The organism is Pseudoalteromonas sp. MEBiC 03485, assembly GCF_004195145.1.
GTDB classification, from domain to species: Bacteria; Pseudomonadota; Gammaproteobacteria; order Enterobacterales; family Alteromonadaceae; genus Pseudoalteromonas; species Pseudoalteromonas apostichopi.
Window position 1 is genome coordinate 573,755 of sequence record NZ_SGBT01000002.1, and the last position, 26,016, is coordinate 599,770.

The 26,016-nt window shown below is 40.5% G+C and carries 20 protein-coding genes; 9 read left to right on the top strand and 11 right to left on the bottom strand.

Annotated elements, in window-relative coordinates; all coding sequences use genetic code 11:
- The first annotated feature begins 11 nt into the window (after positions 1 to 11).
- A complete protein-coding gene (locus EVU92_RS19335) occupies positions 12 to 1,181 on the top strand; it encodes a BamA/TamA family outer membrane protein (protein ID WP_239977939.1) in 1,170 nt (389 codons plus the stop codon).
- Positions 1,182 to 1,292: 111 nt separating this feature from the next.
- Positions 1,293 to 1,754 (top strand): hypothetical protein, encoded by a 462-nt coding sequence (locus EVU92_RS19340; RefSeq protein ID WP_130052784.1) that lies wholly within the window; start codon positions 1,293 to 1,295, stop codon positions 1,752 to 1,754.
- A gap of 8 nt (positions 1,755 to 1,762) precedes the next feature.
- On the opposite strand, the gene map is transcribed toward EVU92_RS19340, so the two are convergent.
- From map to EVU92_RS19355, 3 genes are all read right to left on the bottom strand, one after another.
- Positions 1,763 to 2,545, bottom strand: coding sequence for a type I methionyl aminopeptidase (map, locus tag EVU92_RS19345; protein WP_130052785.1), 783 nt, complete (start codon positions 2,543 to 2,545; stop codon positions 1,763 to 1,765).
- Positions 2,538 to 2,744, bottom strand: coding sequence for a ParD-like family protein (locus EVU92_RS19350; RefSeq protein WP_119853080.1), 207 nt, complete (start codon positions 2,742 to 2,744; stop codon positions 2,538 to 2,540). The genes map and EVU92_RS19350 overlap by 8 nt, the downstream gene beginning before the upstream one ends.
- Before the next feature lie 72 nt (positions 2,745 to 2,816).
- Positions 2,817 to 4,301, bottom strand: coding sequence for a S41 family peptidase (locus EVU92_RS19355; RefSeq protein ID WP_130052786.1), 1,485 nt, complete (start codon positions 4,299 to 4,301; stop codon positions 2,817 to 2,819).
- Between the two features lie 206 nt (positions 4,302 to 4,507).
- On the opposite strand from EVU92_RS19355, the gene EVU92_RS19360 reads away from it, so the two are divergent.
- Positions 4,508 to 4,981 carry a hypothetical protein gene (locus EVU92_RS19360; RefSeq protein WP_130052787.1) on the top strand — a complete coding sequence of 158 codons (474 nt, stop codon included), beginning with the start codon at positions 4,508 to 4,510 and terminating at the stop codon, positions 4,979 to 4,981.
- A gap of 527 nt (positions 4,982 to 5,508) precedes the next feature.
- On the opposite strand, the gene EVU92_RS19365 is transcribed toward EVU92_RS19360, so the two are convergent.
- Both EVU92_RS19365 and EVU92_RS19370 read right to left on the bottom strand, forming a co-directional pair.
- On the bottom strand, positions 5,509 to 5,994 hold the full coding sequence (locus EVU92_RS19365) for a GNAT family N-acetyltransferase (protein ID WP_130052788.1): 486 nt from the start codon (positions 5,992 to 5,994) through the stop codon (positions 5,509 to 5,511).
- Positions 5,995 to 6,123: 129 nt separating this feature from the next.
- Positions 6,124 to 7,644: an aldehyde dehydrogenase family protein gene (locus EVU92_RS19370; protein ID WP_130052789.1), complete on the bottom strand. Its 1,521-nt coding sequence runs from the start codon at positions 7,642 to 7,644 to the stop codon at positions 6,124 to 6,126.
- Between the two features lie 177 nt (positions 7,645 to 7,821).
- Here EVU92_RS19370 and EVU92_RS19375 point away from each other — a divergent pair, with 177 nt between their 5' ends.
- On the top strand, positions 7,822 to 8,730 hold the full coding sequence (locus EVU92_RS19375; RefSeq protein ID WP_130052790.1) for an AraC family transcriptional regulator: 909 nt from the start codon (positions 7,822 to 7,824) through the stop codon (positions 8,728 to 8,730).
- Here EVU92_RS19375 and EVU92_RS19380 read toward each other — a convergent pair.
- A complete protein-coding gene (locus tag EVU92_RS19380) occupies positions 8,720 to 9,391 on the bottom strand; it encodes a YoaK family protein (RefSeq protein WP_130052791.1) in 672 nt (223 codons plus the stop codon). The genes EVU92_RS19375 and EVU92_RS19380 overlap by 11 nt on opposite strands.
- A gap of 128 nt (positions 9,392 to 9,519) precedes the next feature.
- Here EVU92_RS19380 and EVU92_RS19385 point away from each other — a divergent pair, with 128 nt between their 5' ends.
- Positions 9,520 to 10,551: a LacI family DNA-binding transcriptional regulator gene (locus EVU92_RS19385; RefSeq protein ID WP_130052792.1), complete on the top strand. Its 1,032-nt coding sequence runs from the start codon at positions 9,520 to 9,522 to the stop codon at positions 10,549 to 10,551.
- Here EVU92_RS19385 and gtfA read toward each other — a convergent pair.
- A complete protein-coding gene (gene gtfA / locus EVU92_RS19390; protein ID WP_130052793.1) occupies positions 10,548 to 12,020 on the bottom strand; it encodes a sucrose phosphorylase in 1,473 nt (490 codons plus the stop codon). The genes EVU92_RS19385 and gtfA overlap by 4 nt on opposite strands.
- A 138-nt stretch (positions 12,021 to 12,158) precedes the next feature.
- On the opposite strand from gtfA, the gene EVU92_RS19395 reads away from it, so the two are divergent.
- The 3 genes from EVU92_RS19395 (at position 12,159) to EVU92_RS19405 (ending at position 17,243) form a co-directional block, all read left to right on the top strand.
- On the top strand, positions 12,159 to 13,379 hold the full coding sequence (locus EVU92_RS19395) for an MFS transporter (protein WP_130052794.1): 1,221 nt from the start codon (positions 12,159 to 12,161) through the stop codon (positions 13,377 to 13,379).
- Positions 13,380 to 13,529: 150 nt separating this feature from the next.
- Complete coding sequence (locus EVU92_RS19400; RefSeq protein ID WP_130052795.1) at positions 13,530 to 15,929, top strand: TonB-dependent receptor; 2,400 nt, start codon at positions 13,530 to 13,532, stop codon at positions 15,927 to 15,929.
- Between the two features lie 228 nt (positions 15,930 to 16,157).
- Entirely contained in the window at positions 16,158 to 17,243 is a 1,086-nt protein-coding gene (locus EVU92_RS19405; RefSeq protein WP_130052796.1) for a methyl-accepting chemotaxis protein, read from the top strand.
- A gap of 57 nt (positions 17,244 to 17,300) precedes the next feature.
- On the opposite strand, the gene EVU92_RS19410 is transcribed toward EVU92_RS19405, so the two are convergent.
- The 4 genes from EVU92_RS19410 to EVU92_RS19425 all read right to left on the bottom strand — a co-directional run bounded on the left by EVU92_RS19410 (position 17,301) and on the right by EVU92_RS19425 (position 23,452).
- The gene (locus tag EVU92_RS19410) at positions 17,301 to 18,512 is read right to left on the bottom strand and encodes a sugar efflux transporter (protein ID WP_239977551.1); all 1,212 of its coding nucleotides are present in this window, start codon (positions 18,510 to 18,512) and stop codon (positions 17,301 to 17,303) included.
- A 1,062-nt stretch (positions 18,513 to 19,574) separates the two neighbouring features.
- Complete coding sequence (locus tag EVU92_RS19415; RefSeq protein WP_130052798.1) at positions 19,575 to 21,083, bottom strand: trehalase family glycosidase; 1,509 nt, start codon at positions 21,081 to 21,083, stop codon at positions 19,575 to 19,577.
- Positions 21,084 to 21,092: 9 nt separating this feature from the next.
- Positions 21,093 to 22,343: an MFS transporter gene (locus EVU92_RS19420; RefSeq protein WP_130052799.1), complete on the bottom strand. Its 1,251-nt coding sequence runs from the start codon at positions 22,341 to 22,343 to the stop codon at positions 21,093 to 21,095.
- A gap of 101 nt (positions 22,344 to 22,444) precedes the next feature.
- A complete protein-coding gene (locus EVU92_RS19425; protein WP_130052800.1) occupies positions 22,445 to 23,452 on the bottom strand; it encodes a substrate-binding domain-containing protein in 1,008 nt (335 codons plus the stop codon).
- 263 nt (positions 23,453 to 23,715) lie between these two features.
- Here EVU92_RS19425 and EVU92_RS19430 point away from each other — a divergent pair, with 263 nt between their 5' ends.
- Positions 23,716 to 25,974, top strand: coding sequence for a TonB-dependent receptor (locus tag EVU92_RS19430; protein WP_130052801.1), 2,259 nt, complete (start codon positions 23,716 to 23,718; stop codon positions 25,972 to 25,974).
- Positions 25,975 to 26,016 lie beyond the last annotated feature (42 nt).

Below are 26,016 nucleotides of genomic sequence, written 5' to 3' on the forward strand. Positions count from 1 at the left end.
TAAGGGATTAAGTGAAAAACGTTGTACTAATAAATATGCTTACAGCAAGTTTGCTCAGCACACAAAGCTTTGCATCGAGTTACGATGAATATGCAATAAAACCCGCAGAGCAGCAATTAAGTAATCAACAACAAAAAGTTGATGAACCTATTTCATTTCTTCCTATACCAACCTTTATTACAGAGCCTGCTGTAGGGCCAGGCCTTGGGGTTGTTGGTTTGTTTTTTCATGACAACGAAAAGAAAGCTAAAAAGAAGAAAAAAGAAGGCTCGACCCTGCCACAAAGCATCAGTTTAGTAGGCCTAATGGGCACTAAAAATGGTACCAAAGGCGGCGCTGTTGGCCACATTACGTTTTGGGATGAAGACCGAATTCGCTATCAAGGGATTGTTGGCTGGGCGAGTATAAACCTTGATTTTTACACCTTTGACGAGATTAAACTACTTACACCTTTATCGTTGAATATTGAAGGCCCTGCGGTGTTTCAAAACCTTAAGTTACGTTATGACGACAGTAACTTCTTTTATGGCTTTAAGCAGATATATCGTCAAGTTGATATTAGCTTAGCCGAAAACCCTATCGAAGATTTTCTGCTCGAAAATGATATTATCAAGCAACATCTATCGCTTGATGTAAATACCTCAGGCATTGGTCCGTTACTAGAATACGATAGCCGAGATAACCCGCTGAACCCAGAGCGGGGCTTTAACTATAAGGCCGAGTATTTATATTATGATGAGGCTATTGGCAGTAAGGTTGATTACACCAGTCTAAAGCTTACCGCCTTAAATTACTGGCGTTACACCGATAAATTTAACTTTGCCCTGCGCATGCAATATGACTCAGTAAATAACCGTGGTAAAAAACGCTTACCGGTTTATATTCCACCAAGTATTAGCTTACGGGGTGTATCTGCAACTCGATATCAAGGCCTTGATGTGTTTGTGGCCGAAGCAGAAGCAAGTTATAAAGTCACGCAGAAAATAAAGCTTAATTTATTTACTGGCATGGGCTGGGCTGCCGATAATTTTTCTGATTTATCTAAGGCTGAAACCATTGATACTGTTGGCGCAGGCTTTCGTTATTTAATTGATGAACATTACGGTATTAGCATAGGCATAGATGTTGCGCATGGCCCTGAACAAAACGCAATTTACATTCAGGCGGGTTCTACTTGGTAATCGAAACTAATACTTTTGTTATTATTTTAATAACTGATTAAACCTAAAGATTGAATTAATTTGTTTCACTGCTATTATCAATAGCTCAATAAACATTCAGGGATTGAACGGATGCATAAAAAAGTATCAACCAACCATTATCCATTCAAAGATTTTAAACCACATGGCCTTGTCGAGTTTTATCAACATGAACATACTCTTTTAACGACTGCCATAGGGCCTTTCAACGAAGAGATTATTGACGCGCACTCTTTTATGCAAAAAGATTACATTAATAAACTCACCACTGATTATGGCCAATGGTTTGAATTGGTTGAGTTTGAAAACTCATGCATGGCAACTCCTGGGGCACTCGAAAAGCTGATGGTGTACTTTGTAGAACTGCGACGTAAAGGCATTGCACCAGCAAAAACAGCCTTTGTCATCAAAGAGGGGCTTGAAGGCGGAAGCTTACTTACCGATACCTACTGCAATTTGTATAAACGAGCAGGCATGGTAATGAATGTGTTTAAGTCAAAAACAGCGGCCCTAAACTGGTTAGCAGAAGAGTCTGTTACTGAATTAGCCTGTTAATACACAATTTAGTTTAAAAAGTGTTGCTCTTCTTCACGCAAGGTCAACACTTCAACTCCCTCAGCCGTTACCGCTAAAGTATGCTCCCATTGCGCAGAAAGCTTTTTATCTTTTGTAACTACGGTCCAACCATCTGGCTTAGTTTTTACCTTAGCTGCCCCTTGATTGATCATTGGCTCTATCGTAAAGGTCATCCCCTCTTTTAGTACAAGCCCCGTATTTTTCTTGCCGTAATGTAATACTTGTGGCTCTTCGTGCATTTGCTGGCCGATGCCATGACCACAGTACTCTTTAACCACACTATAACCATGTTGATGAGCAAAATTTGCAATCGCATTACCAATATCCCCCAGCCTCACACCTGGTTTTACCATTTTAATTGCGTGCCACAGGGCTTGCTGGGTAGTGTCTACCAAACGTTTTGCTAAAGGCGATACATCACCAATTAAGTACATTTTGCTAGAGTCAGCTAAATAGCCATTTTTCTCGAGAGTGATATCAATATTCACAATATCGCCTGCTTTCAAAATGCCTTTGTCGCTTGGAAAACCATGACATACCACCTCATTCACAGAGGCATTTAATACATAAGGGTAGTCGTACTGCCCTTTACTTGATGGCCTTGCTTGTAACTGCTCAACAATGTAGCGTTCAACGAGATCGTTTATTTCCATTGTAGTCACGCCCTCTTTTACTAAAGGGTCAAGATAAGCAAATACATCAGCAAGTAATCGACCAGACTCTCGCATCAATGCAATTTCATCTGCATCTTTAATCACAACCTTACTCATCACTTACATCCTTAGCCTTCACATCAGCTTGGCGAAGTTGCTCTTTAATAATATCGCTGTAGGTCATGGTAGGATTAAGCTCAGCAAGCATGCCTATTTTAATCCAATACTCAGATTGCGAGTTAATTGAGCGCACCATCGCTGTACTTGCTTTACGGATTTCTTCGTGTAGCTCATCGCTAATTTTAACAATACCCATCATATGACCTATATATAAAACATATACAGATCGTATTCATATTATATAAAAAAGCAAGGAGAACTTGTTTAATTACAACTCAGCTATCATTTTAACAAGCGCTTGTGTTGTCCATTCAAGCTCATTGAATTTAATATCAGGTTGATAATAAAAGCCTTTTTCACGTGGTCTATTTACATAGACCTTTATCGGCAGAATGACTTTAGCAAAGCCTGAAGGTAAGGTTTCGAGCCTCACTTCCATATAGGTAGAGTCTGTACTACTTGGTGCGCCTACTAATTGTGTGTTTGCAAACAGCTTAAAACTATCCAGTGCATCTAAACAGGCGCTAGCACATTGCCCTGGCACAATCACATAAACCGGTGTAGTAAATTTGCTGGCATTTTTTGGCATTGCTTGTCGCTCTGCTGCAGGTATCTCGACATAATAATGTTCACCCTTTTCATAAGCCGCCTGCATACTTTCGTGGGTCGTCTTTAGCCATTGATACCACGGGCTAGCCTTATCATAGCTTGCGACTACATCACCTAAATAGTCAGTATTACCTTTAGAAGTTCGCCACCACACTTGGGTATTTTTGTGTAACTCATAGCGGCCATATTTAAACTGTTCACTGCCCCAAAGTGCTGAGGCTATTTGCTCACTCCACATCGATGAGCCACCTTGATTATGACGAAGATCAAGCACCACAGCTTTAGCTTGCATTAACTTATCATGTTGCTGTTCAATAGCGCTCAGCATCGCTTGATAATCCGCTTGCTGCTGCTCATTGGGTGCAAAAGTTGGCATGCTGATCCAAGCAATATTCTCTAAAGGCCAATTAAGCTCAATTGGTAACTTATCGCCGTTGTAAGCATTTTTAAGATTTTCACTGACAGTATCAGGCCTAATACGCCAGTTTAACTTTAAGCTGTAAGCAGAGCCGTCGGCTTTTTCGAAAGTGCAGCGCTCAAGAGGCGACAAAAATGGATTTCCATCATCAATCGTTAGTCGCCAACCATGGTTCCACCAACTACCGGGTTGTTCAACTTCTCCGTAATAGCGAAAAACACGCTCAACTAGCAAAGTATCAATTGCTGTATTATCACAGCTCACGAGCTTATCGCCTTTGGCAACTGTATCTAGTTCGCTGTAATACACTTTCAACGCATCACCGCGCCAAACAGTTGAAAAGCCCGGCCAACTTCTTTGTGGCTTTAGTTCACTTGGTAAGGTATCAACCGCTCCCGCATGACCATCTTGTAGTATGGTTCTAAAACGTGCAATAGCTGCAGAAAAACCTTGTGAACTATGCGCTTTTACAGCCAGCTTTAAGCCTTCTTGCTTTGCTTTTTCGAGCTGTTTTACAAACCCAGAGTTACGCACATCATGCATCCCAGGGTGGTTTATAACCGATAACTGATAAGCCGCTTCAACATCTTTGATAGCAAGCTCAGACCAATTAATTTCAGAGTTAGTTACTGTATTAGCCTCATTGGCGCGACATATGTCCACACTAAGTGAGCTAAAGTTAAGAGCTGTAAAGATAAGTGATGAGTAAAGCGCCAAGCGTTTCATAAAAATCCATTTTAAATAGTCATTATGTTCAAAAAACACCCTATTTAATCACTAAGACATTGTTGTGGCAATGAAAAGTACTTCACATATGAATAGATTAAAAAAATTCATCTATCAGGTTTATTTTAATCGTTTGTCGATTTAGATGGATTACTCTAAAGTTAACTCATCAGCAAACGATGCTGCGATTAACGAGGAAACCAATCATGTTTAAACCACTTTTAAAACGACTTGCTCTTAGCTCTTTATTGACATGTTCAGCTTTTGCAATCGCTGATCAAAGTGACTACAAACTAATGGTAATTAGCGACTCAGATTCATCGCAAGCAATTATGCAAGGCCAATATGATGCAGTGTTAAATAGCACAGCTCAAGCGACTGACTCAAACAGCCAATACGAACTTGCATTCAATCGTTGCGCAGCAAGTGTGAAGTCTAAAAACTTCAGTGATGCAGAATCACTTTGTACTGAAGCTATCAAGCTTCTTAATACAAGCGAAGTACGCGGATATAAACGCCGAGAGCTAACTTCTTTCGCTTTAAGTAATCGAGGTATCGCACGCATCATGTCGAAAAACGACACAGCTGCACTGTCAGATTTTTATGAAGCGGTAAAAATATCGGGTAATGATTTAGTCAATCACAACCTAAACCGCGCTAAGAAAAACTTAGCTTTATAACGGAATTGTTGTCACAAAAAGTCTAGCTTGTGTGTTCTCTGGGCTTTTTCATATATCGAGTCATGGCACTTGCGGTGACTCAACCAAATTGTTGTCAAAAGCTTAGCTTGTGTGTTCTCTAAGCTTTTTTATTCCGAGTCATGGCACATGCGGTGACTCAACCAAATTGTTGTCAAAAGCTTAGTTTGTGTGTTCTCTAAGCTTTTTTATTCCGAGTCATTGCACTTGCGGTGACTCAACCAAATTGTTGTCAAAAGCTTAGTTTGTGTGTTCTCTAAGCTTTTTTATTCCGAGTCATTGCACTTGCGGTGACTCAACCAAATTGTTGTCAAAAGCTTAGTTTGTGTGTTCTCTAAGCTTTTTTATTCCGAGTCATGGCACATGCGGTGACTCAACCAAATTGTTGTCAAAAGCTTAGTTTGTGTGTTCTCTAAGCTTTTTTATTCCGAGTCATGGCACTTGCGGTGACTCAACCAAATTGTTGTCAAAGGCCTGGCTTGTGTGTTCGCCAGGCTTTTTTATGCCCGTTATAAAATAACTTGCCAATAAGCTACATCAACCCACTGAGCGAACTTTTTTCCAACTTGCTGGAAATGCGCGACCTTTTGCATATTATATTTTTCATGCAAGGCGATACTTGCTACATTAGGTAATGCAATCCCTGCCATAACAGCATGTACATTTTGCGCTTTTAGCTGAGCAAACAGTGCAGCGTAGAGCTGTGTACCAACCCCTTTTGCATGACTACCAGCATCTAAATAAATCGAAATTTCCACTGAGTGTTGGTAAGCTTTACGTGCTTTCCAAGGTGTTGCATAACAATATCCAATAACCTTGCCATTAATTTCGGCAACCAACCAAGGTAAGCCAGAGGCAAGATTAGCCTGTATCCGCTTTGCTATTTCAACGTCTGTGATAGCATCAACTTCAAATGTAACCGTACTATTGAGAACATAGTGATTGTAAATTGCAGCAATGGCTTTACTATCATCAACCGTTGTATTTCTAATCATGTTTGAAATTCCTTACTCAACAATGATTTATTAATAACAGAAAAGAAGATTTGGGAATACATTTGCGCAAAATAAAAACGCCACTAGACGTGGCGTTTGGGTAGTTTCGACAACAATAAGAAATTGCTTTTAAAAGAAGCCCAGTGGATTTTCACTGTAACTTACTAATAGGTTTTTAGTTTGCTGGTAATGATCAAGGGCGAGTTTATGTGTTTCGCGGCCAATGCCTGATTTTTTATATCCACCGAACGCAGCGTGCGCTGGATACATGTGATAGCAGTTTGTCCAAACGCGGCCCGCTTCAATCTTACGGCCAAAGTGATAAGCACGATTCATATTTCTGCTCCATACACCAGCCCCTAAGCCAAACTCTGAGCTATTGGCAAGTGCTAATGCTTCCTCTTCATCTGTAAAGGTCGACATTGAAATAACGGGGCCAAAGATTTCTTCTTGGAACACACGCATGTCGTTGGTGCCTTTTAAAAGTGTTGGTTGAATGTAGTAGCCACCGTTAAACTCATCTGACAGCTGCTCTACTTCACCGCCAGCGAGTACTTCAGCCCCTTCTTGTTTACCAATTTCGATGTAACTTAGGATCTTATCAAACTGAGCTTGCGATGCTTGTGCGCCGACCATGGTTTCTGTATCAAGTGGGTTACCACGTTTGATTTGTAAAGTGCGGGCAAGAACACGCTCAATAAACTGCTCGTAAATGTCTTCTTGAATAAATAAACGCGATGGACAGGTACAAACTTCGCCTTGATTAAAGTATGCAAGTACAGCCCCTTCTATAGCTTTACTCAAAAACTCATCATCTTTTTCCATTACATCGTTAAAAAAGATATTTGGCGATTTACCACCTAGTTCGACCGTTGATGGAATAATATTATCAGCAGCACATTTTAAAATATGTGAACCTACCGGCGTTGAACCTGTAAAGGCAATTTTAGCAATTCGAGTACTGGTTGCGAGGGCTTCGCCAGCTTCTTTACCATAACCGTTCACAATATTTAGAACACCTGCTGGTAACAAATCACCGATGACTTCAAGCAGCACTAAAATTGATGCAGGTGTTTGTTCAGCCGGTTTTAAAACAACACAGTTGCCCGCAGCAAGAGCTGGAGCAAGCTTCCATGCAGCCATTAATAATGGGAAATTCCAAGGAATAATTTGCCCTACTACACCCAGAGGCTCATGGAAATGATACGCAACGGTGGTTTCGTCAATCTCACCAATAGAGCCTTCTTGTGCGCGAACACAGCCTGCGAAATAGCGAAAGTGATCGGCCGCTAATGGCACGTCTGCCGCCAGAGTTTCACGAATTGCTTTACCATTATCCCAGGTTTCTGCAACCGCGAGCATCTCTAGATTTTGTTCAATGCGATCGGCTATTTTTAATAAGATATTACTGCGCTCTGTGACTGACGTTGTTCCCCACGCTGCTTTTGCATCATGGGCTTTATCAAGTGCCAGCTCGATATCTTCTTTTGATGAACGAGGTACTTTACAAAACACTTTACCGTTCACAGGGCTGATGTTTTCAAAGTATTCTCCTTTTACAGGGGCAACCCATTGGCCACCAATATAATTCTCGTATTGCGCTTTAAAATTAACTTTTGCGCCTTCACTACCTGGGTTTGCATAAATCATAATGTGTTCTCTCTTCAAATTGTTGTGTTTTATTTAGCATTGACTAAATTACGCGGTAGGTTATTGTTTAATGAACCGCTAGCTTTTGAAGTTAGCTTAGTTAATAGAAGTACACTTGATTCCTAGTCCAGACTTTTTGACTATTTGTCCAGAATTTAGGGCGACAGCGAGGCAACAATGAACACATCAGTTAGCAGCAGAAGTTTAGATAAGAAACGGCAACGTATTGATGTGCTTATTGAAAATAAAGTAAGTTTTGCTGGAGAGCATGCTGAATTAAGTATTTACGACACCTATTTAGATGCGCAAAAAGTAGCGCTGCATTCCACTGAATTATTATTTTGCGGCATGATCAGTGGCAAAAAAATCATGCATGTTGCTGACAGTGATTATCATGAAGAGTTCTTGCCAAACCAGTCATTTGTACTGGCCCCAGAGCAAGGTGTATTAATCGATTTTCCAAATGCTTCGCTCAACCAACCAACAACCTGTTTAGCGATTGAAATTAGCACAGACAAAATAAGCCAAGTAGTTGATATACTAAATTTTAACCAGAAAATTACACAAGATGACTTTTTCCAATATCAAACGAAGCTAGTCCATACACAGCATAACCTGCAAACCCAACAACTGCTTGAACGGATGATTACTCTGTTTAGCGAAAATGAACAACACCGTGATTACTTAATTGATCTATCACTCAATGAGTTAATAACCCGCCTATTACAGCAACAAAGCCGAGATTTAATGATCGCAAGCTGTAAGAAAGGTAAACTTGCCACTCCAATGAGCCATGTAATTAGCTATATAGAACAACATCTCGCAGAGAATATTGATATTGATGTGTTATGTAAGATAGCGTGTATGAGCCGCAGTAAGTTTTATCAGCAATTTAAGCTAGCATTTGGTGTCACCCCAGCTCTTTGGCAGCAGCAATTACGCTTACAAAAAGCATACAAATTGCTCGAAAAAGGTGAGGCTATTAGTCAGGTTTGTTATCAATTAGGTTTTAATAACCCGAGCCATTTTAGTCGTGTGTTTAAACAAGCCTTTGGCGCAACCCCTAAGAGTATCGCTAACCATTAAACCTAGGATTGCAACGAGTATAAACCCGATAGGTCAATGCCAATAAAATACATATAATACTTGGTACATAAAGCGCCGAAAAGCTAAATTTTGCAAATAACCATGCACCTGATAAGCCACCTAAAATAAAGCCGAAGATGATTAGGCCAAATAGCTTAGCCTTACGCTTATCAAGCTCCTCACCTCGGAAAAAACGACCAAACATAATACCTAAATCAGTAAAGATCCCTGTCACATGAGTGGTACGAACGATTGCACCACTGTAGGTCGTTGCCAATGCGTTTTGTAATCCACATGCCGCAGAAGCCAAAAAGTGCCCATAACCAGAGCCATTAAACAATAGCCAAAGTGCGCCTAATAAAAGCCCTGCTTCGATTAATAATGCGGTGTCGTAGTGACGACCTAATTTAAGTGCAGAGCTATGCAGTAAAAACCCTGCAATACCAGAACCTACTAAAAATGACAGTAATACGCCTAATAAATGTAAAGCATCAAGGCTATTGCCATGCATTAGATCTGCGCCAAGCAAAGTTGCAGTTCCTGATAAATGTGATACAGCTTGATGTTCAAAACTAAGTAACCCAACTGCATTCACGCAACCGGCTACCAACGCCAAAATAAATGCCCCAATCTCAACCCACTTTGGTAACTTAGAAATCACTCGCTACTCGCCTTTTTTTGCTCTCTTACTCATTCTTTTATGGTACGTTAATTTTTATGACTAAAAACACTTTTTTTCGACTCTTTATATGGTAATTTACAATTAAGTAAATCGATTAAGAAGCTATAATGACAAAGCCAAAAAGTTGGACGCTGAAAAGTATCGCCAAAGAGTTAGGTGTTTCAAATGCTACCGTATCAAATGCGTTTAACCGTCCGGATCAATTATCTAAGGCGCGCCGTGAAGAGATCTTAGCTGCATGTAAAAAGCTAGGCTATTTTGGTCCCAATAAAGCGGCGCAATCATTACGTCGTGGCACCTTTAATATTGTTGCCCTAGTGCTACCAGACAGTGTTGAATATATGGTATCAGATCCGGTTGCAAGTAGCTTTATGCGTGGTGTGTCAGCAGTACTCGAAAAAAACGGCATCAATCTTTTATTATTTTCAGGTAACAACGATAACCTAAATAGCGTGGTTGATTTTGTTGATGGTTTTATTTGCTACGGTCGCCCACGTAATAAGCAACTTGTTGAACAATTGAAACAAGTACCAAAACATGTGGTAACTGTCGATTTTAACATCGGTCGCGATGCCTCTGTAAACGTAAACAACCAACAAGCCAGCTTTGATATTGCCAAACACGCACTACAAAATAATGATGATCGGGTTGCTATTTTAGGCCTGCGCTTACTCGATAACGACGTTTTATGCCGAGTTTACGAACATCATGAATTTGAGGCTGGTCAGTCTATCGCTCATCAACGACTGCGCGGTTATCACCAAGCAATCAGCGATGCTGGCGTCACCCTTGGTGATGATAGAACATGGAATATTCCAGAAAGTAGCGAACGCTTCGCTAGCATTGCTGCTAAAGAAGCACTTAGCAGCACCCCACGACCAAATGTATTGTTGTGTATGAGTGATTTAATCGCCCTTGCCGCAATGCGCGAAGCATTAAAAATGGGGTTATCAATTCCTGAGGATGTCAGAATTGTGGGCTTTGATGGTATAGATGAAGGACAGCGATTTGTGCCAAAACTCACAACTGTCCATCAAAATAGCGAAGAAAAAGGCCGCATTGCTGCGACCTTGTTTATATCTAAAGAGCAGCAAACAGCCGAAATCGACTATCAGCTGCAATTGGGTCAAAGCAGTTAAGCTAATAAGTCAGCTAAATTAGTCATGCTTTGCCCGCCATCTCGCTGATCAAGAATCATCACTTCACGGCTTGCAAAGTCGACCTTTAACTCGATTGAGCTGCTATCATCATGCCAGCTTAAACGACATACACTGCCTTCACCTTTAGCAATAAATTCACCATTAAAAGCTGAGTGCTCATTACGCAATTGAATGAGTTTAATCAAGCCTTTAACGACAGGTTTAGCAAGCGCTGCATCAATGTCTTGTGCATTTAAATATGGGCGATTAATATCACGACCTACATTTGTGCGAGCCAGTAATTCCATATCATTTTCACAAGCGAACAGGCCGCCATAATAAACTTGTGGAATACCTGGTGCAAAGAATTGAATCGCACGCGCTAGTAGGTAATCAAAGTCATCTGCGCCCAATGCATTGTAATATGTACAGTTTACTTGGTATAAATCAACGTTACTTGCAGCTGCACCAGTTGCAAGGCGACTTTGCCCTTCACTTTTTTCATGAATGGTTTCTACCAAGTTATCAATTTGCGCGGCGTTTAATAAGCCCGGTTTATCACCCATAGGGCCCGCATCAATGATACCAATGCCATCATGGGTATCGAGAACCGTTAAACAGTTACGCGGCGAAATTGTTAGCCAGTTCAGTAGAGCTTGCGCATCATTGCTAAACAAACTGTGTAAAATAAGTGGTGGTAAGGCAAAGTCATATACCATGTTTACACGCTTTGCGACTTCAACCTGAGTTTGGAAGTGGCTATGAATCTCAGCAATGGTTTCCATACCTGCTTCATTAGCTTGCGCAGAAAGCTTATTTAAATATTCAAATGTTTCGTCAAGCATAAAGCAGTTTGTGCCTGCTTCTTTGATAGCGTAACCAGCAGCATCTAAACGAATAATGTTAACATTATTATCAGCAAATTTGCCAAGTACAGTATTTAAGTACTCGATGCCCGCCGTTGATTTCACATTAATATCAATTTGATTATCGGTAAATGTAGTCCAAAAATCATAGGTTTGGCCATCGCCGCATGCAATTGGCGTAAAGCAGCTACCAGGACGCGGACGATAAATCGCTTGTTGTTCAGCCTCAGACATACCATTTGGGAATACATCATCTTTGGTTAGAAATAAATCCCAAAACTCAGATTGCTTGCCTTTAGCTAATACATCTTTAAATTGAAAAGACTGTGCTGAAACATGGTTAACAATTAAGTCAGCCATTAAATCATAGTTGGCACCAAGCACTTTAATATCGTCCCAGCTACCAAGACGCGAGTCTACTTCGCTATGATCAATGGGATCAAAGCCAGCATCACTGCCATCAATCGGGTTATAAAATGGCAACAAATGTACACCTGCAAACACATTGTTAAGTGGGCCATTTAATAAATTACTTAACTCATCAATACCTTGACCTGTAATTCGGTCTGCGTAGGTGATTAATTGCACTTTATTGTTGATCATAATTGTTAATACCAAGTTGAAACTTAATCGATTAAGATATATCTTTAACCACGACAGCAAATTATTCAAGCAGTTTTTACAATTTTTATACACTAATATATATAGTAAAGGTGCAGACCTTTCGGTGGGGATACAACAATGAATAGAACACACGATCCTTTGCAAACCATTAGATGGCTGACATACATGATGTTTTTTATGTTTGCTATGACATCTGATGCGGTTGGTATGATCATTCCAGAGCTTATCAATGAATTTAACTTAAGCATGACTCAGGCCAGTGCCTTTCATTATGCACCAATGGCATTAATTGCCTTTAGCGGCCTATTTTTAGGTTTTTTGGCTGATAGTTTTGGTCGCAAGCAAACCATAATGCTGGGACTAGGCTTATTTACAATAAGTTGTTTCTTATTTGCCGTTAGCAGCAGTTTTAGTATATTTGTAGTGCTACTTAGCTGCATTGGCCTTGCTATTGGCTTGTTCAAAACCGGCGCATTGGCGTTACTAGGTGACATCTCTAAAAACAATTTAGAGCATACAAAAACAATGAACTTGGTCGAAGGCTTCTTTGGTGTTGGAGCCATTGTAGGCCCTGCACTTGTCAGCTTTTTAATCACCCAACAGGTAAGCTGGACTTATCTTTATGTCATCGCTGGGGTCTTATGCTTAATTTTGACCTTAATCGCTTGGCGTGCAGAATACCCTAAACCTAAAAAGCTTGAAAAGCATGCTAAACCAGCATCACTTGCAACCACAATGAGTATGATGAAAAACCCCTATGCACTTGGCTTTTCCTTAGCAATTGCTCTTTATGTTGCGACCGAAGTGGCTATATATGTATGGATGCCCACTTTACTTAGTGATTACAACGGCCCATGGCAATTACTGGCAACATATGCGCTAACCCTATTTTTCATTTTACGTGCTGCAGGGCGTTTCTTAGCGGTATGGCTGTTAAATCATTTAAGTTGGCAAGCGGCAATGCTGTATCTAAGCTTAGGCATTGCTCTTTGTTATTTAGGCTTAATTTTTGGTGGCGTTGATTGGGCGGTATTCTTATTACCATTATCGGGGCTGTTTATGTCGATGATCTACCCAACTTTAAACTCGAAAGGTATTTCTTGCTTTGCGGTTCAGCAACACGGTGCGGTCGCTGGGGTTATTTTGTTTTTTACCGCCCTTTCGGCTGCAGCGGGGCCGTTATTAATGGGTGTGATCAGTGACTACTTTGGTCACATTCGTTACGGCTTTTATCTCGCAACAGGTTTCGCATGTTTATTGTTTTTAGCCATGCTATATAACTATTTACGTGACCCTGCTGAGCAAGCATTAGCGCAGCACAGCGCACTAAGCCACTAAATAAAACTCTTAAAAATCAATTGTCGAACATAAATTGTGCAAATTTTTCGCTAAAAAACTTGCATTATGTAAAATTATTGTTATCTTTACTTAATCGATTAAGATAGCAATTTAGACAACAAACCATCTGGGATTGAGACGAGGCACATTATGACAACACACAAACATGCCCTTTATACATTAAGCGCGCTTGCATTAGCAGTAAGTCAAAACTTACACGCTGAAGAGCAAGCACAACCAGAGGCTAAAAAAAGCGGCCTTGAAACGATTGTTGTAACAGGTGTACCGCGCCGTACGACAATTATGGCATCAAGTTCTTCAGTTAGCAGTGTTACATTAGCTGAAATTGAAGTATCAACACCACGCTCTACCGCAGAAGCATTCAGAACAATCCCGGGTGTACGTTCAGAATCAACTGGCGGTGAAGGTAACGCCAACATCGCAGTACGTGGCTTACCAGTTGCATCGGGTGGTGCCAAATTCTTACAACTACAAGAAGACGGCTTACCTGTGATGCAGTTTGGCGATATTGCTTTTGGTAACGCAGATATCTTCATGCGCTTAGATTCAACAGTACAGAGTGTTGAATCAATCCGTGGTGGCTCAGCATCTACAGCGGCAAGTGATGCACCAGGCGGTATCATCAACTTTATTTCTAAAACCGGTGAGAACGAGTCTGGCAGTGTATCAACCACTGTAGGCCTTGATTATGACTCAATTCGCACAGACTTTGAGTATGGTACTTATCTTAACGACAGTGTGCGTTATCACATAGGTGGTTTTGTTCGCCAAGGCGAAGGCCCGCGTGAAACTGGATATACATCAAATAAAGGGGGCCAGATTAAGGCGAACCTTACTAAAGAATTTGATGCCGGCTATGTGCGTGTTTACTTTAAGCACCTTGATGATAAAAGTGTAGGTTACCTACCTATGCCTATGTACTCAAATGGCGATTCAATCCCTGGTTTTGATGCACAATCAGATACGCCACATTCAGCACTTTTCACACAAACACTGCGTTTAAATGGTGATAATCAAATTAGCACTGGTGACATGACTGATGGTATGAATCCGGTTGTTACATCTGTTGGCTTTGAAGCTGCTTTTGATTTAGATAACGACTGGCGCATCGAAAACCGTTTTAGAACATCATCTGTAAGCGGTAATTTTATTTCTCTTATTCCAGCTGAAGTAGCAAGTGCAAGCTCAATTGCCTCTAGCATTGCTGGTGATGGCGCATCACTTGTTTATGCAAATGGTGGCTCAGCAGGCCAAGCTTATGGCGATGACGATTTAGCAATGCGCATCCACACATTTGATGTAACACTAAACGACATGGGTTCAATAGTTAACGACCTTAAGTTAACTAAATCGTTTTCTGATGACACAAGCATGACCTTTGGTTACTTTGCATCAAGCCAATCAATTGATATGTCATGGCTTTGGAACTCATATGTTATGGAGCTAAAAGGCGATAACGCAGCATTACTCGATGTGTACGCTGCTAATGGTGATAGCTATTCTGATAATGGCTTATATGCCTATGGCACTCCTTATTGGGGTAACTGCTGTCAACGCAACTATGATACAGAGTACGAAACACGTGCACCTTACATTAACTTAGCAACTAAATTTGGTGACTTAAGCATTGATGCAAGTGCTCGTTACGATTCAGGTGAAGCGCGTGGTAACTACGCAGGCGCCGTAACATCAACTGTTGATATGAATAGCGACGGTACAATCTCAATTCCGGAGCAAAGTGTAGTTGGTATAGATAACGCAAACCCAAGCATTGTTAACTATGACTGGCACTACAGCTCATACTCAATTGGTGCTAATTACCAAATTGATCCAAGCTTTGCGACATTTGCTCGTATTAGTAAAGGCGGCCGTGCAAATGCAGATCGCTTACTATTCGGTAAAGTAGAAGCGGATGGTTCAGTTGCTGAAGCCGATGCGATTGATGAAGTAAATCAATACGAATTCGGTGTGAAAAAACGTTTTGATTCACTATCAGTATTTGCAACAGCATTCTATGCAGAAACTGAAGAACAAAACTTCGAAGCCACATCGCAAAAATTCTTTGACCGCGAATATGAAGCCAAAGGTATTGAGGTTGAATCAACTTACTACGTAGGCGATTGGGATTTCCGTGGTAACTTTACATGGACAGATGCAGAAATCGCTAAAGATGCGTTATCGCCGGAGTTAGTAGGTAATACACCACGTCGTCAAGCTGACCTTATCTACTCACTAATGGCCACTTACAACTTTGACAAAGGTGCAGCGGGTCTGAGCTTTATTGGTACAACAGATGCTTACGCACAAGATAGTAATGATCTTCAGTTCGATGGCTACACACAAGTAAATGGCTTTGTAAGTTACAACTTGTCTGAAAACTTAAGCCTATCGCTTAATGTGAACAACCTGTTTGACACCATAGGTATCACAGAAGCAGAAGAAGGCTCAGTACCAGATAACGACATTATCCGTGCCCGTACTATTAACGGACGTACAACGTCACTTACTTTAAAATATTCTTTTTATTAATCACTAAACTCCCTTGTTTTAGCCCAGTTTTTACTGGGCTTTTTCAGCTTTAATAACCAACTTTCCAGCCTCAATTGAGCAAATAGTCGTAATTACTCCCTTTCTAGTAAAAAAACAGATAATAAATTATCACTTTGTTCTATAATCAACGTGCGCCACAAGTATTAATCCCTTAAAATGATTAAGTATTATTGCGAATTGGTTTAACCATTTGAATTAGGAACATGCATGTTTGTCTCACGCAAAAGCCACTCTTTACTCCAAGATCAATACAACGCGCTATTAGCTGAAGTTGAGGCACTCAAAGCCGACAATCACGTTCTGCGTGATGAAAACGAGCGCTTAGAAGCTCAATTACATCATCATGCTGATGATGCAGATCAACTGTTCCTTGCTAATTTATTGAATAGTTCGATTGAATGTATCACGCAAATTGAGGGCGTACGCCAAACTGTTCTCGACTCATACCTTGTTATTGAAGAAGAAAGCCAAGTCACTTTACAGATCAGTCAACTATTAAATGACTCAAATAATGCGCTGCAGCATATCGTCAGTGAAATGGCGAGTATGGCAGGCAAAATGGGGAGCATGACCAGCAACATTACTGGCTTGTCTGATATGGCCGATAGCATCAATACCTTTGTATCAACCATTTCAAAAATTTCAGATCAAACCAACTTACTCGCGCTTAACGCCGCCATTGAAGCAGCTCGTGCTGGTGAGGCTGGTCGTGGCTTTAGTGTTGTTGCTGATGAAGTACGTACGCTTGCTACCAACACGAATAAATCAGCACAAGAAGTGTCTGATTTAGTAAAAGAAATCATTAACAAAACGGGTGAAACTGTCACCTCGGTTGAAGATATTCAGCAAAATAACACCCAGCTTTCAACAAGCTTTGATACCTTGAACAACGACTATAGTTCGATCATGAATCACTGCAATTCAATGAAAGAAACTATTATTAATGCCGCTACTCGCTCATTTGTGCAAACTGTAAAACTAGACCATATTGTATGGAAAGGTGAAGTATATGCGGTTGCCAATGGTACAAGTAACAAGTCGATTGATGACTTTTCAGATCATACCATGTGTAGACTAGGTAAATGGTATAACTCTGAACAATCAAATGGCTTTAAACAGCTCAATGCTTATCGTCAATTAGAAGAGCCACACCGTGAAGTGCACCGTAATGGTGTTGAAGCGTTAGTGATGCTACAAACAGGCAATAAAGACGCAGCTATTAATCACATTAATAAAATGGAAGCAGCAAGTGAGCGTGTCATGCATATACTTGATCAAATCGCTAACGGCTAATTACAAAAATAATAAAACCGAGCTCAGATGCTCGGTTTTTTGATCTATTTAAGCAAGTTACTCAACTAAACCTTCTTGCAGCACCGGCATTACAGCACTTTGTTGTTCTTGGCGCTTCACATAGCTAAACAACATTAAGCATCCAAGGGCTAAACTTGCAGCTAGCATAGAGCCAAGAGTGGCGAATCTAAAACTATAAAACTGTGCAATAACGCCTGTTGCCCCTGCCCCGCACATAACACCAAGTTTAATGGCGTTCGTGTAAAACGCTGAGGTAAACCCTATTCGCTCAGGAAGCTGATCTTGTAATACGGTTAAGCCAATGCCTGCAAAAATACCGTAAAACAGGCCGTTCAATACTTGCAGCGCGATTAAATGCCACACTTGAGTGGCAAAAAAAACTCCTAAATAAAATACAATAGCACAACAAAATGCCACCGCAAGCATCGAGACTTTACTGTATTTTTTAGCTAGTTTTGCTCCATACAGCATGATAGGAATTTCTAACAGTGCCACGACCCCCATAAACAGTCCTGGGGTATGTTCAGCAAACCCAAGTTCAGTAATGCTATAAAGTGGCAGTGCCGATGAATACATAATATTACCCGTTGAACCAAGCATTATCGATAAGCCTAACAACCAAAATGATAAACTCGCTGCGGCTGCAGGCTCTAAACTGTATTGTGACTTTTTAGTGCTGTAATCAGGAATAAATTTAAATGCAAAGATTAGCGCAATCAAAGCGCAAAATGCAGCGAAGTAAAACGAGTGACTAAACTCCCCCCCTGCAGCTAACATATAGCCCAGCGGAGGGCCTCCCACCCAAGCAAATGAGATAGCAGCACGTAAACGCGAATTAAAGCTGGTAATGTCTATATTCTGTTGACGTCCAGCCCATTGTCGTGCAACCGTCATCATTTGCGGGATTGCCGCATTTCCCATCGCTAGAAATAACACACCTGCGAGTAGCACTTGCCAAAATGCAGTGGCATTTGCAAAGGTCACTAACGCGCACATCATGCCTGCTACAGCCACCATAAATAACTTACGTGCACTTGTGCCTTTATCAGCCATGCCACCCAGCCACTGACTGATAACTAAACCCGTAATGGTTACCGACACCATATAAACCCCCAAATAAATGGGCGGTGTTTGCAGCCCTTCAACTATAAATAAGCTCATCAAAGGGTTAACGAATGCCCCCATTAACCCTGTTAGCATACTTAGAAGAATAAATATTACACCATGCTGTTTAAACAATACTTTCACTAACGACCCCATATCAATACAACAAGTGAATAGATAATTTAAAGGGCGCAAATTATACACAGTTTTAATGAGAACTTCATTTTGTAATACAAATTAAAGTACACGTGAATTTAATAGTTAAAGTCTATTACACTAATAAAAGCGCTCAGCATTACCTAATAAAAAAACTTCACATAAAGACTGCTATAAAATGCAAATGCCTTGACGACTTATGAATAGGTTTATATGAAATTTATTTACACACCTACTCTTATAATCAGCGCTTCAACATTCACTAAAGACAATGATGTAGCTGTGGGTTATACCCAAAACTCTTTTACAACATCCTCTCGTTGCAGCGTATTACTTGAAGACGTTCATGTAATTCAAAACGGCAACGCTTTGCATGTAAATATATTCCTAAGTGTGTGGTTAATACTCGTGGTAAGGATGCATAGGGGTAGCTGCGAGTAAAAATCTCGAAAACTTAATCATTGCCGCTCTGTTTGAGCTAGCAGGTCAATAAAGCAAAACAATAAAAGGCCATGTATTGAACTTTCTGCTTAATTCTCCATCAGAGGTAAATACCTATAGCATTCAGTCAATTAAGTTTATTTATGAAATGGATTACTTTCTCCAAATGCGCTTATTCCCTCACTGTTCTAGCCATAATTATTACTGTACTCATAACCATTGATAATTTTGACAGTTCACAAAGCCTTCCAATTGGCTTCGTTCTATGGGGGATTTCACCTTACCTGTTAATGGCGTGGATGGTTGAACACAGTAAAACAAGAATGACACAGATTGCCTCATTTATTGTCACTATCATTTGTGTCTTATTTGGTATTGTGACCTTAGGTTCAATTTATTTTTCTCATGACGCACAATCAGCGTTGGTGTTTGTTTTTGCTCCATTATGGCAATGGCTGGGACTATTAATACTATGTATTCCATTGTACTTTATGAATAAATATACAAAACAGTCTCAATGAACGAAATAAATCAAAAATTTTATCTAATAGTAAGTATGCCTTCAGACACACTTACTATAAATTTCAAATCGTGATCTGAACAAACAGCTCAAAGGTTGTCATCAAGTAGTTTATAAAAACGTGATGTTACGCCATTTGTCCAACCAAACCCCTGTTGCACTGTGTACTCACCACCACCTGCACGGCTGACTAATTCACACACATTGTACTTTTCAAGCAGGCATTTATCCTCTGCAAAACGCATTTCAATCATGCTCAACCAATTTTTCATAATCGCTTGTGCTTCGCTGACAAAACCATAATCAGTTAAACCTTTTACAGCAAACCATTGCAGCGGCGCCCAGCCATTAGGGCTATCCCATTGTTGTGGAGTACTACATAATGTTGTAACTAAACCACCTGGTTTTAAAAACTCACTCATCAGCTTTTGTTTTACTTGCTGGGCTTGTTGTACAGATGCAGCACCAACAAACAAAGGAACGGCCATTGCCATTGAATCAACGCTGCTTTGCTGATTGAGTCGAATGTTGTAATCACGGTAAACACCTGCCTCAGAATTCCAACAATAGGTATTGATAGTATCTAGGCGAAGTGTAGCAAGCTCAGCAAAGGACTGACTCTGTTGCTCTGCACCAAGTAAACGGTAGAAGCGAGCTAAAGTGTGTTCTGCATTATACAATAAGCTATTTAAATCAATCGGTATGATATTGGTTGTTTCAATACTTTTGAGCTCACTATGATCGCGTAGCCAACGGCTACTAAAATCCCAGCCAGACTCGCATGCAGCACGAATATGCTGGAAATAGCTTTGCTGCTGCTCAGTTGTTAGCCCTTCAGCGTCATGTAAATCTTCTTTTAATGACTCTGGACGAGGTGTTGCCGCACTATCCCAGTAGCGGTTTAAAATAGCCTTATTAGGCATTTTAACAACACGCCTAATGGCAGGCGTTTCAATGCTAAGGTCGTTACAGCCAGTCATCCAAAACTGATACTCTGCTTCAAGTGCTTTTACAGCGTTTGCCAGCCAAGTTAAATCAGCCTCAAATTTATATTTAGCATCCCACAGCATCGCTAACATCAACGCTAAAACAGGAGGCTGTGAGCGTGAGCTATAATAAACACGGTTACCATTCGGAATACAGCCATTACGCTTTTGCAGGTCAATAAAGTTATTTACCATTGCTTCAATAGTTGCTAAGTCTTCAATATCTTCTAAACCAAGTGCTGTAAAGTAACTGTCCCAGTAATAAATTTCCTGAAAACGGCCACCTGGTACAATGTAATCAAATTGCAATGGCATAAGTGAACTTGCTAAATCAGTATCGGCATTTCTATGTAGGTGTGGCCATAAATCAAGAATATATTGCTTAACTGATGTGGAATCTAATGTGGCACTAGGAATAGATTGATCAGCAAATATAAAATTCGACATCACAAATTCTCGTAGTTCATCGCCTTTTAAAGGCCCAACAAGTTGATATAACTCGCACGCACTTTGCCAAGACAATTTTGGCACTGCATCGGCAAACATTTTTGAATCAGCAAACACTTCTGCTAACTGTACGTCTTTAAATAGTTGGCTATTAACGAAATTCATGATAATCCCTTATTTTACGTTTGATGCTTCTAAATACTGTGGCTGTAAGGTGATTCTTTTAAATACTGAAACAGTAATTAATAGCAAGGCTATTGGCACTAATGTCAGATAAAACGCGTGTTGACCACTGAACTTATCAAATACAAAGCCCGTAATAATTGAGCCCGTTGTGCCACCTAATGCAGAGAAAACGACGATTAAGCCAGTCATAGCGGCGTGCTTGTATTTCGCTAAAGAACTAAGCATCACAGAATTAAGTAATGGGTAAATCGGTGCCATAAAAAAGCCAATCAACGGCAACATATATGCAGCAAAAGGCACATCAAAAACACTTTTCACTTGGCTACCATCAACATCATGAGTTAAAGGCAGCACCAACACTACAAGTACACCCATAGCGACCAAACAGCCCATTAATAAACTAAACCAACTAATAAACCTAAGTACTTGCCCTGCCACTAAACGGCCCAGCGCCAGTGCCGCAGCAAACAAGCTAGCAAGTTGAATACTTACATCTACGGGTAATTTTAAAACTTGATTATTAAAAGTAGGTAACCAAGTGCCTACTCCCTGCTCTATAAGTACATACATAAATGCACTTACAACGAAAATGAGCACCAATGGTTGATAGGCCAGCTTTAGCATATCAATAAAGTCATGCAGCTGAGATTGCTGATTTGTTTTTAGTTCTGGTGATTTTATTGGAGCTGCAATGACTGAAACAAACGCTACAGCAACAATCACTGCAAGCAAGTAATATACATTCAGCCAGTGACTACTTTGCGGGTTATCAGCATCTATAAATAACGCAAAAATCCAATAGCCCGATAACACCCCTAGCATAAACACTCCTTCTATAGTGTTTAATAAAGCAGAGTGCTTATTTGCATTATCAGTCACTTGACCAATGACAGAGTAAACAGAGATTTTCATCACAGCAAAGCTGCAACCAATTGCGGCAAATAGTGCTTTTAATACCCAAAACTCAGCAATACTCGGTACAACTAAGCACATAATTGCAACCAGTAATAAAGCACCGAGCATGGCAATTTTATAGCCCAAGCGAGGAATAAATGACGCCACTAAAAATGACACAATAGCAATACTTAAATCCTTAAATCCTTCAAGAACAGACGCCTGTGTTTTGCTTACATCTAAGCTATTTATTGCTTGTAAAATAACAGTGCCTACACTATTGAGCATTAAAGCAAAGACAAAATAGCTGCATGCCAGCGCGATGGTTATTCTTATAGGATTCATTCACTTCAACCTATGATTATTTTTACTCAGTCTAGTTTAGCGAAAAATAAAATGCAAACGTTTGCATTTAAAATTACACATGTCGCTAACATTCAATAGGTTTAGCGCTGACTAGATTGCCTATTTACTAGTTCTATTTCAACAACTTGAGACTCTACCGACTGCCCTGCTAACTGAGCTAACAACTTTTCAACAAGAATGACTGAGGCACGTTGAGTGTTTTGCTTGATACTCGACAACGAAGGATGACTGATATCCGCCATAGCAATATCATCAAAGCCCACAAGGGCAACGTCATTTGGAATGCTAATGTAACGCTCTTTCAGGGCTTTCATCGCACCGAAAGCCACCATATCACTACATGCCATAATGCCATCAAAACAAAGCCCTTTTTCTACCAATAATTGGTTAATTCCTTTGTAAGCAGCGCTACTGGTGATATCGATAGAGAGTACGTGAGGTGTGGCTTTTGCTGCAGAAATGGCATCTAAATAACCACGATGCCGTTCACTAATTTCAGCATGCCCAGGGTCGCCTAAAAACAAAATGTTTTTAGCGCCATTTTTCAATAAGTGCTCAGTCGCTAGGCGACCGCCTAAATAATTATCGCTGCCAACAATTGGGTAACTACTGGGTGTTTTTGGATCGCCCCACACAACTAAAGGAACACCAGCATTCGCTGCAGCTTCAATATTTGCTTGGCTTTTACCTTGGCCGACCACAATAATGCCATCTGCGCGGCGGCTATTGATAAAGTAATTAGCCCAATCATCACTGGCCATAAATGAGTTAGAAAGTAATAACTCTAAGCCAAATTTGTTTAACGCTAAATTTATTTCACCGACAATTTTAAGTAAGAAAGGATCATTAATAGACTGCTCTGTATCACCATCAAGGTTAATAATAACCGCAACAACATTGGTTTTTTGGGTTCGAAGGCGGCTAGCAGCAGTGTTTAAACTAAAGTTATGTTTTTTTGCCAACTGTTGGAGCTTGTCGCGAGTTTCCTTTTTTATCAATGGGTTATCATTGAGCGCACGGGATACTGTCGACGTAGAAACACCGGCTAACTTAGCAAGATCGGCTAACTTTAATTTTCTATCGTTCATGAAACTGAAACACTGCCTTCCTTTAAAACATAGGCTGGCAATATACCACCATTTTGTCTAAATCGCTGCGCCATTAAGCATAATATTTTTTCAGTAAGCATAAACAGGCAAACTCATTCTGTGAGTAAAAAAAGGACAAAAAACTGAAAAAACAAATTGCAAACGATTGCATAAATCTCTATGGTTTATAAAAGCAAGGTGTTAACAATTCAAAATATTCGCTAATACATTGCTTTTAACAACATAAAAAATGGGAACACACAATGACAACTACATACACACGCAGTGCGCTAGCCTCTGCAATTTTGCTAGCTTTGAGTGGCCAGACAGTTATGGCTGAAGAGCAAACTGAGCAACCAGCTAAAGAAAAAGTTGAACGAATTATTGTATCTGGTACGCCAGCGGGTATTGGCGTACGTAAAATTGATGCAGGCTATGCCGTTACCAATATCGATGCTGATCAAATTGTTAAATTATCACCAAAAAGTACTGCTGATTTATTCAAAGCCGTACCGGGTGTGTGGGTAGAAAGCTCGGGTGGTGAATCTGGTGCTAACGTATTTGTACGTGGTTTTCCTGGCGGTGGTGATGCACCATTTTTAACCTTAAGCCTTGAAGGTTCGCCAATTTACCCTGCGCCTACTTTGTCATTTTTAGAAAACTCGTCGTTATTCCGTTTAGACGAAACCATTGAAACAATGGAAGCATTACGTGGTGGTCCAAACCCTGTTGTTTCAAATGGCCAACCTGGTTTAACAACTAACTTCCGCCTTAAGCGTGGTAGTGAAGATACCGAAGGTGTATTCAAATACACAACCTCAGATTATGACTTACAACGCCTTGACGCTATGGTTAGTGGTGAGATTTCTGATGATTTATATTTCATGGTGGGAGGTTATGTTAAAAGCTCTCCAGGTATCCGTGATGCTGGTTTTACATCAGAAAAAGGCAGCCAGTTCACAATTAATATCACTAAAGAATTAGAAAACGGCACCATTAATTTATACACCCGTCAAACAGACGACCACGGTGCTTGGTACTTACCTACGCCACTAAATGTTGATGGTGTTGATGCAAGCTACACGCAACTGGGTACTTTAAATCGCCAAGCGATAATTTACACAGGCGCAAATAATGATGAGCAACAAATCGATTTAGGTGAAGGCCGTGGTTGGAAAGGTCATGTTTCAGGCGGTAGCATTAAGCTTGAATTCGATAACGGTTGGAGCTTCACAGATCGCTTCAACATCACCAAGGGTGATGCAAACACTTACGGCTTAGTACCGGCAGGCTCTGCAACAACGGTTGGTGCAGTGGCTGATAACGGTGAAACAGCAACAGGTGCAGTAACTGGCACAGAATACGATGCAGGCACTGCGGTTCAACAACTTGGCCGTTGGGTGGTTTTAAAAGAAATTAGCGCATTCACCAATGATTTAGCATTCGCTAAAAAGCTAGATAACTTATCACTAGCATTTGGTTATTACACAGCAAGCACATCAGCAAATGACTGGTGGAGCTTAGGTAACACTGCGTATCACGTACTTGAAGCAGGCGGCGAAATGCTAGACGGCATCGAGTGTAATGCAAGTGTTGAGGGTTGTGGTTTTAACTACGATATCAATTCGACAGGTGATGCACGCACCAATGCGTTTTATACAACCGCTCAGTATAAATTCAACGATGACTTTACACTTGATGCGGGTGTTCGTTTTGAAAGCCACGAAGTTGAATACTCAGTTGATGAAGGTCTTGATGGCGTAATCGACAAGTCAGTTCAATATGACGAAAGTAAAACATCGTGGACAACAGGTATTAACTACTCAATTAACGATGACATGGGTGTATTTGCTCGTGTAAACCGCGGTTATAAAATGCCTTACTTCGATGATTTTCGTGATAACTTTGGTGCATACGAAGGTGGCGAAAAGTTAATTAAAGAAGTAACACAAGCCGAGTTTGGTTATAAGTTACTTACCGATAGCACCGATTTCTACGCAACTTTATTCACTAATGAAGTAAAAGGTGACACCTTTGTTCGCCGCCCTGGTGTACCCGCTGAAATCTTAACAAACGAAGCATACGGTATTGAGCTAGATTATAACTACAACCACGAATCTGGTTTCTCAGTTAACTTAAACTCAACGCTTCAAGAAACCGAGATAACAGAAAGCCCGAGCAACGAAGGCAACGAAAGCCAACGCCAGCCAAAATGGCAAGTACGTGTAACACCAAGCTATGACTTTGAAGTAAGCGACATGTATGCCACCTTATACGGCACAATCTCAGCGGTTGATGATCGCTTCGGCGACAACGAAAATACGGTTGTTTTAGAAGGTTACGAAAAAGTAGACATTGGTTTAATTGTTGAACCTATGGAAGGTATTAAAGTGCAGTTAGCGGTTGATAACTTAACTGACGAGCAAGGTATCACTGAAGGTGATCCTCGTAATGCTGACGCACCGAATGGTCGTTACATTATGCCTCGTACTACACGCTTAAGCATTAGCTATGAGTTTTAAACTCACCTAACTCCCTTGGTTGTTATGCAATCAATACTCAAG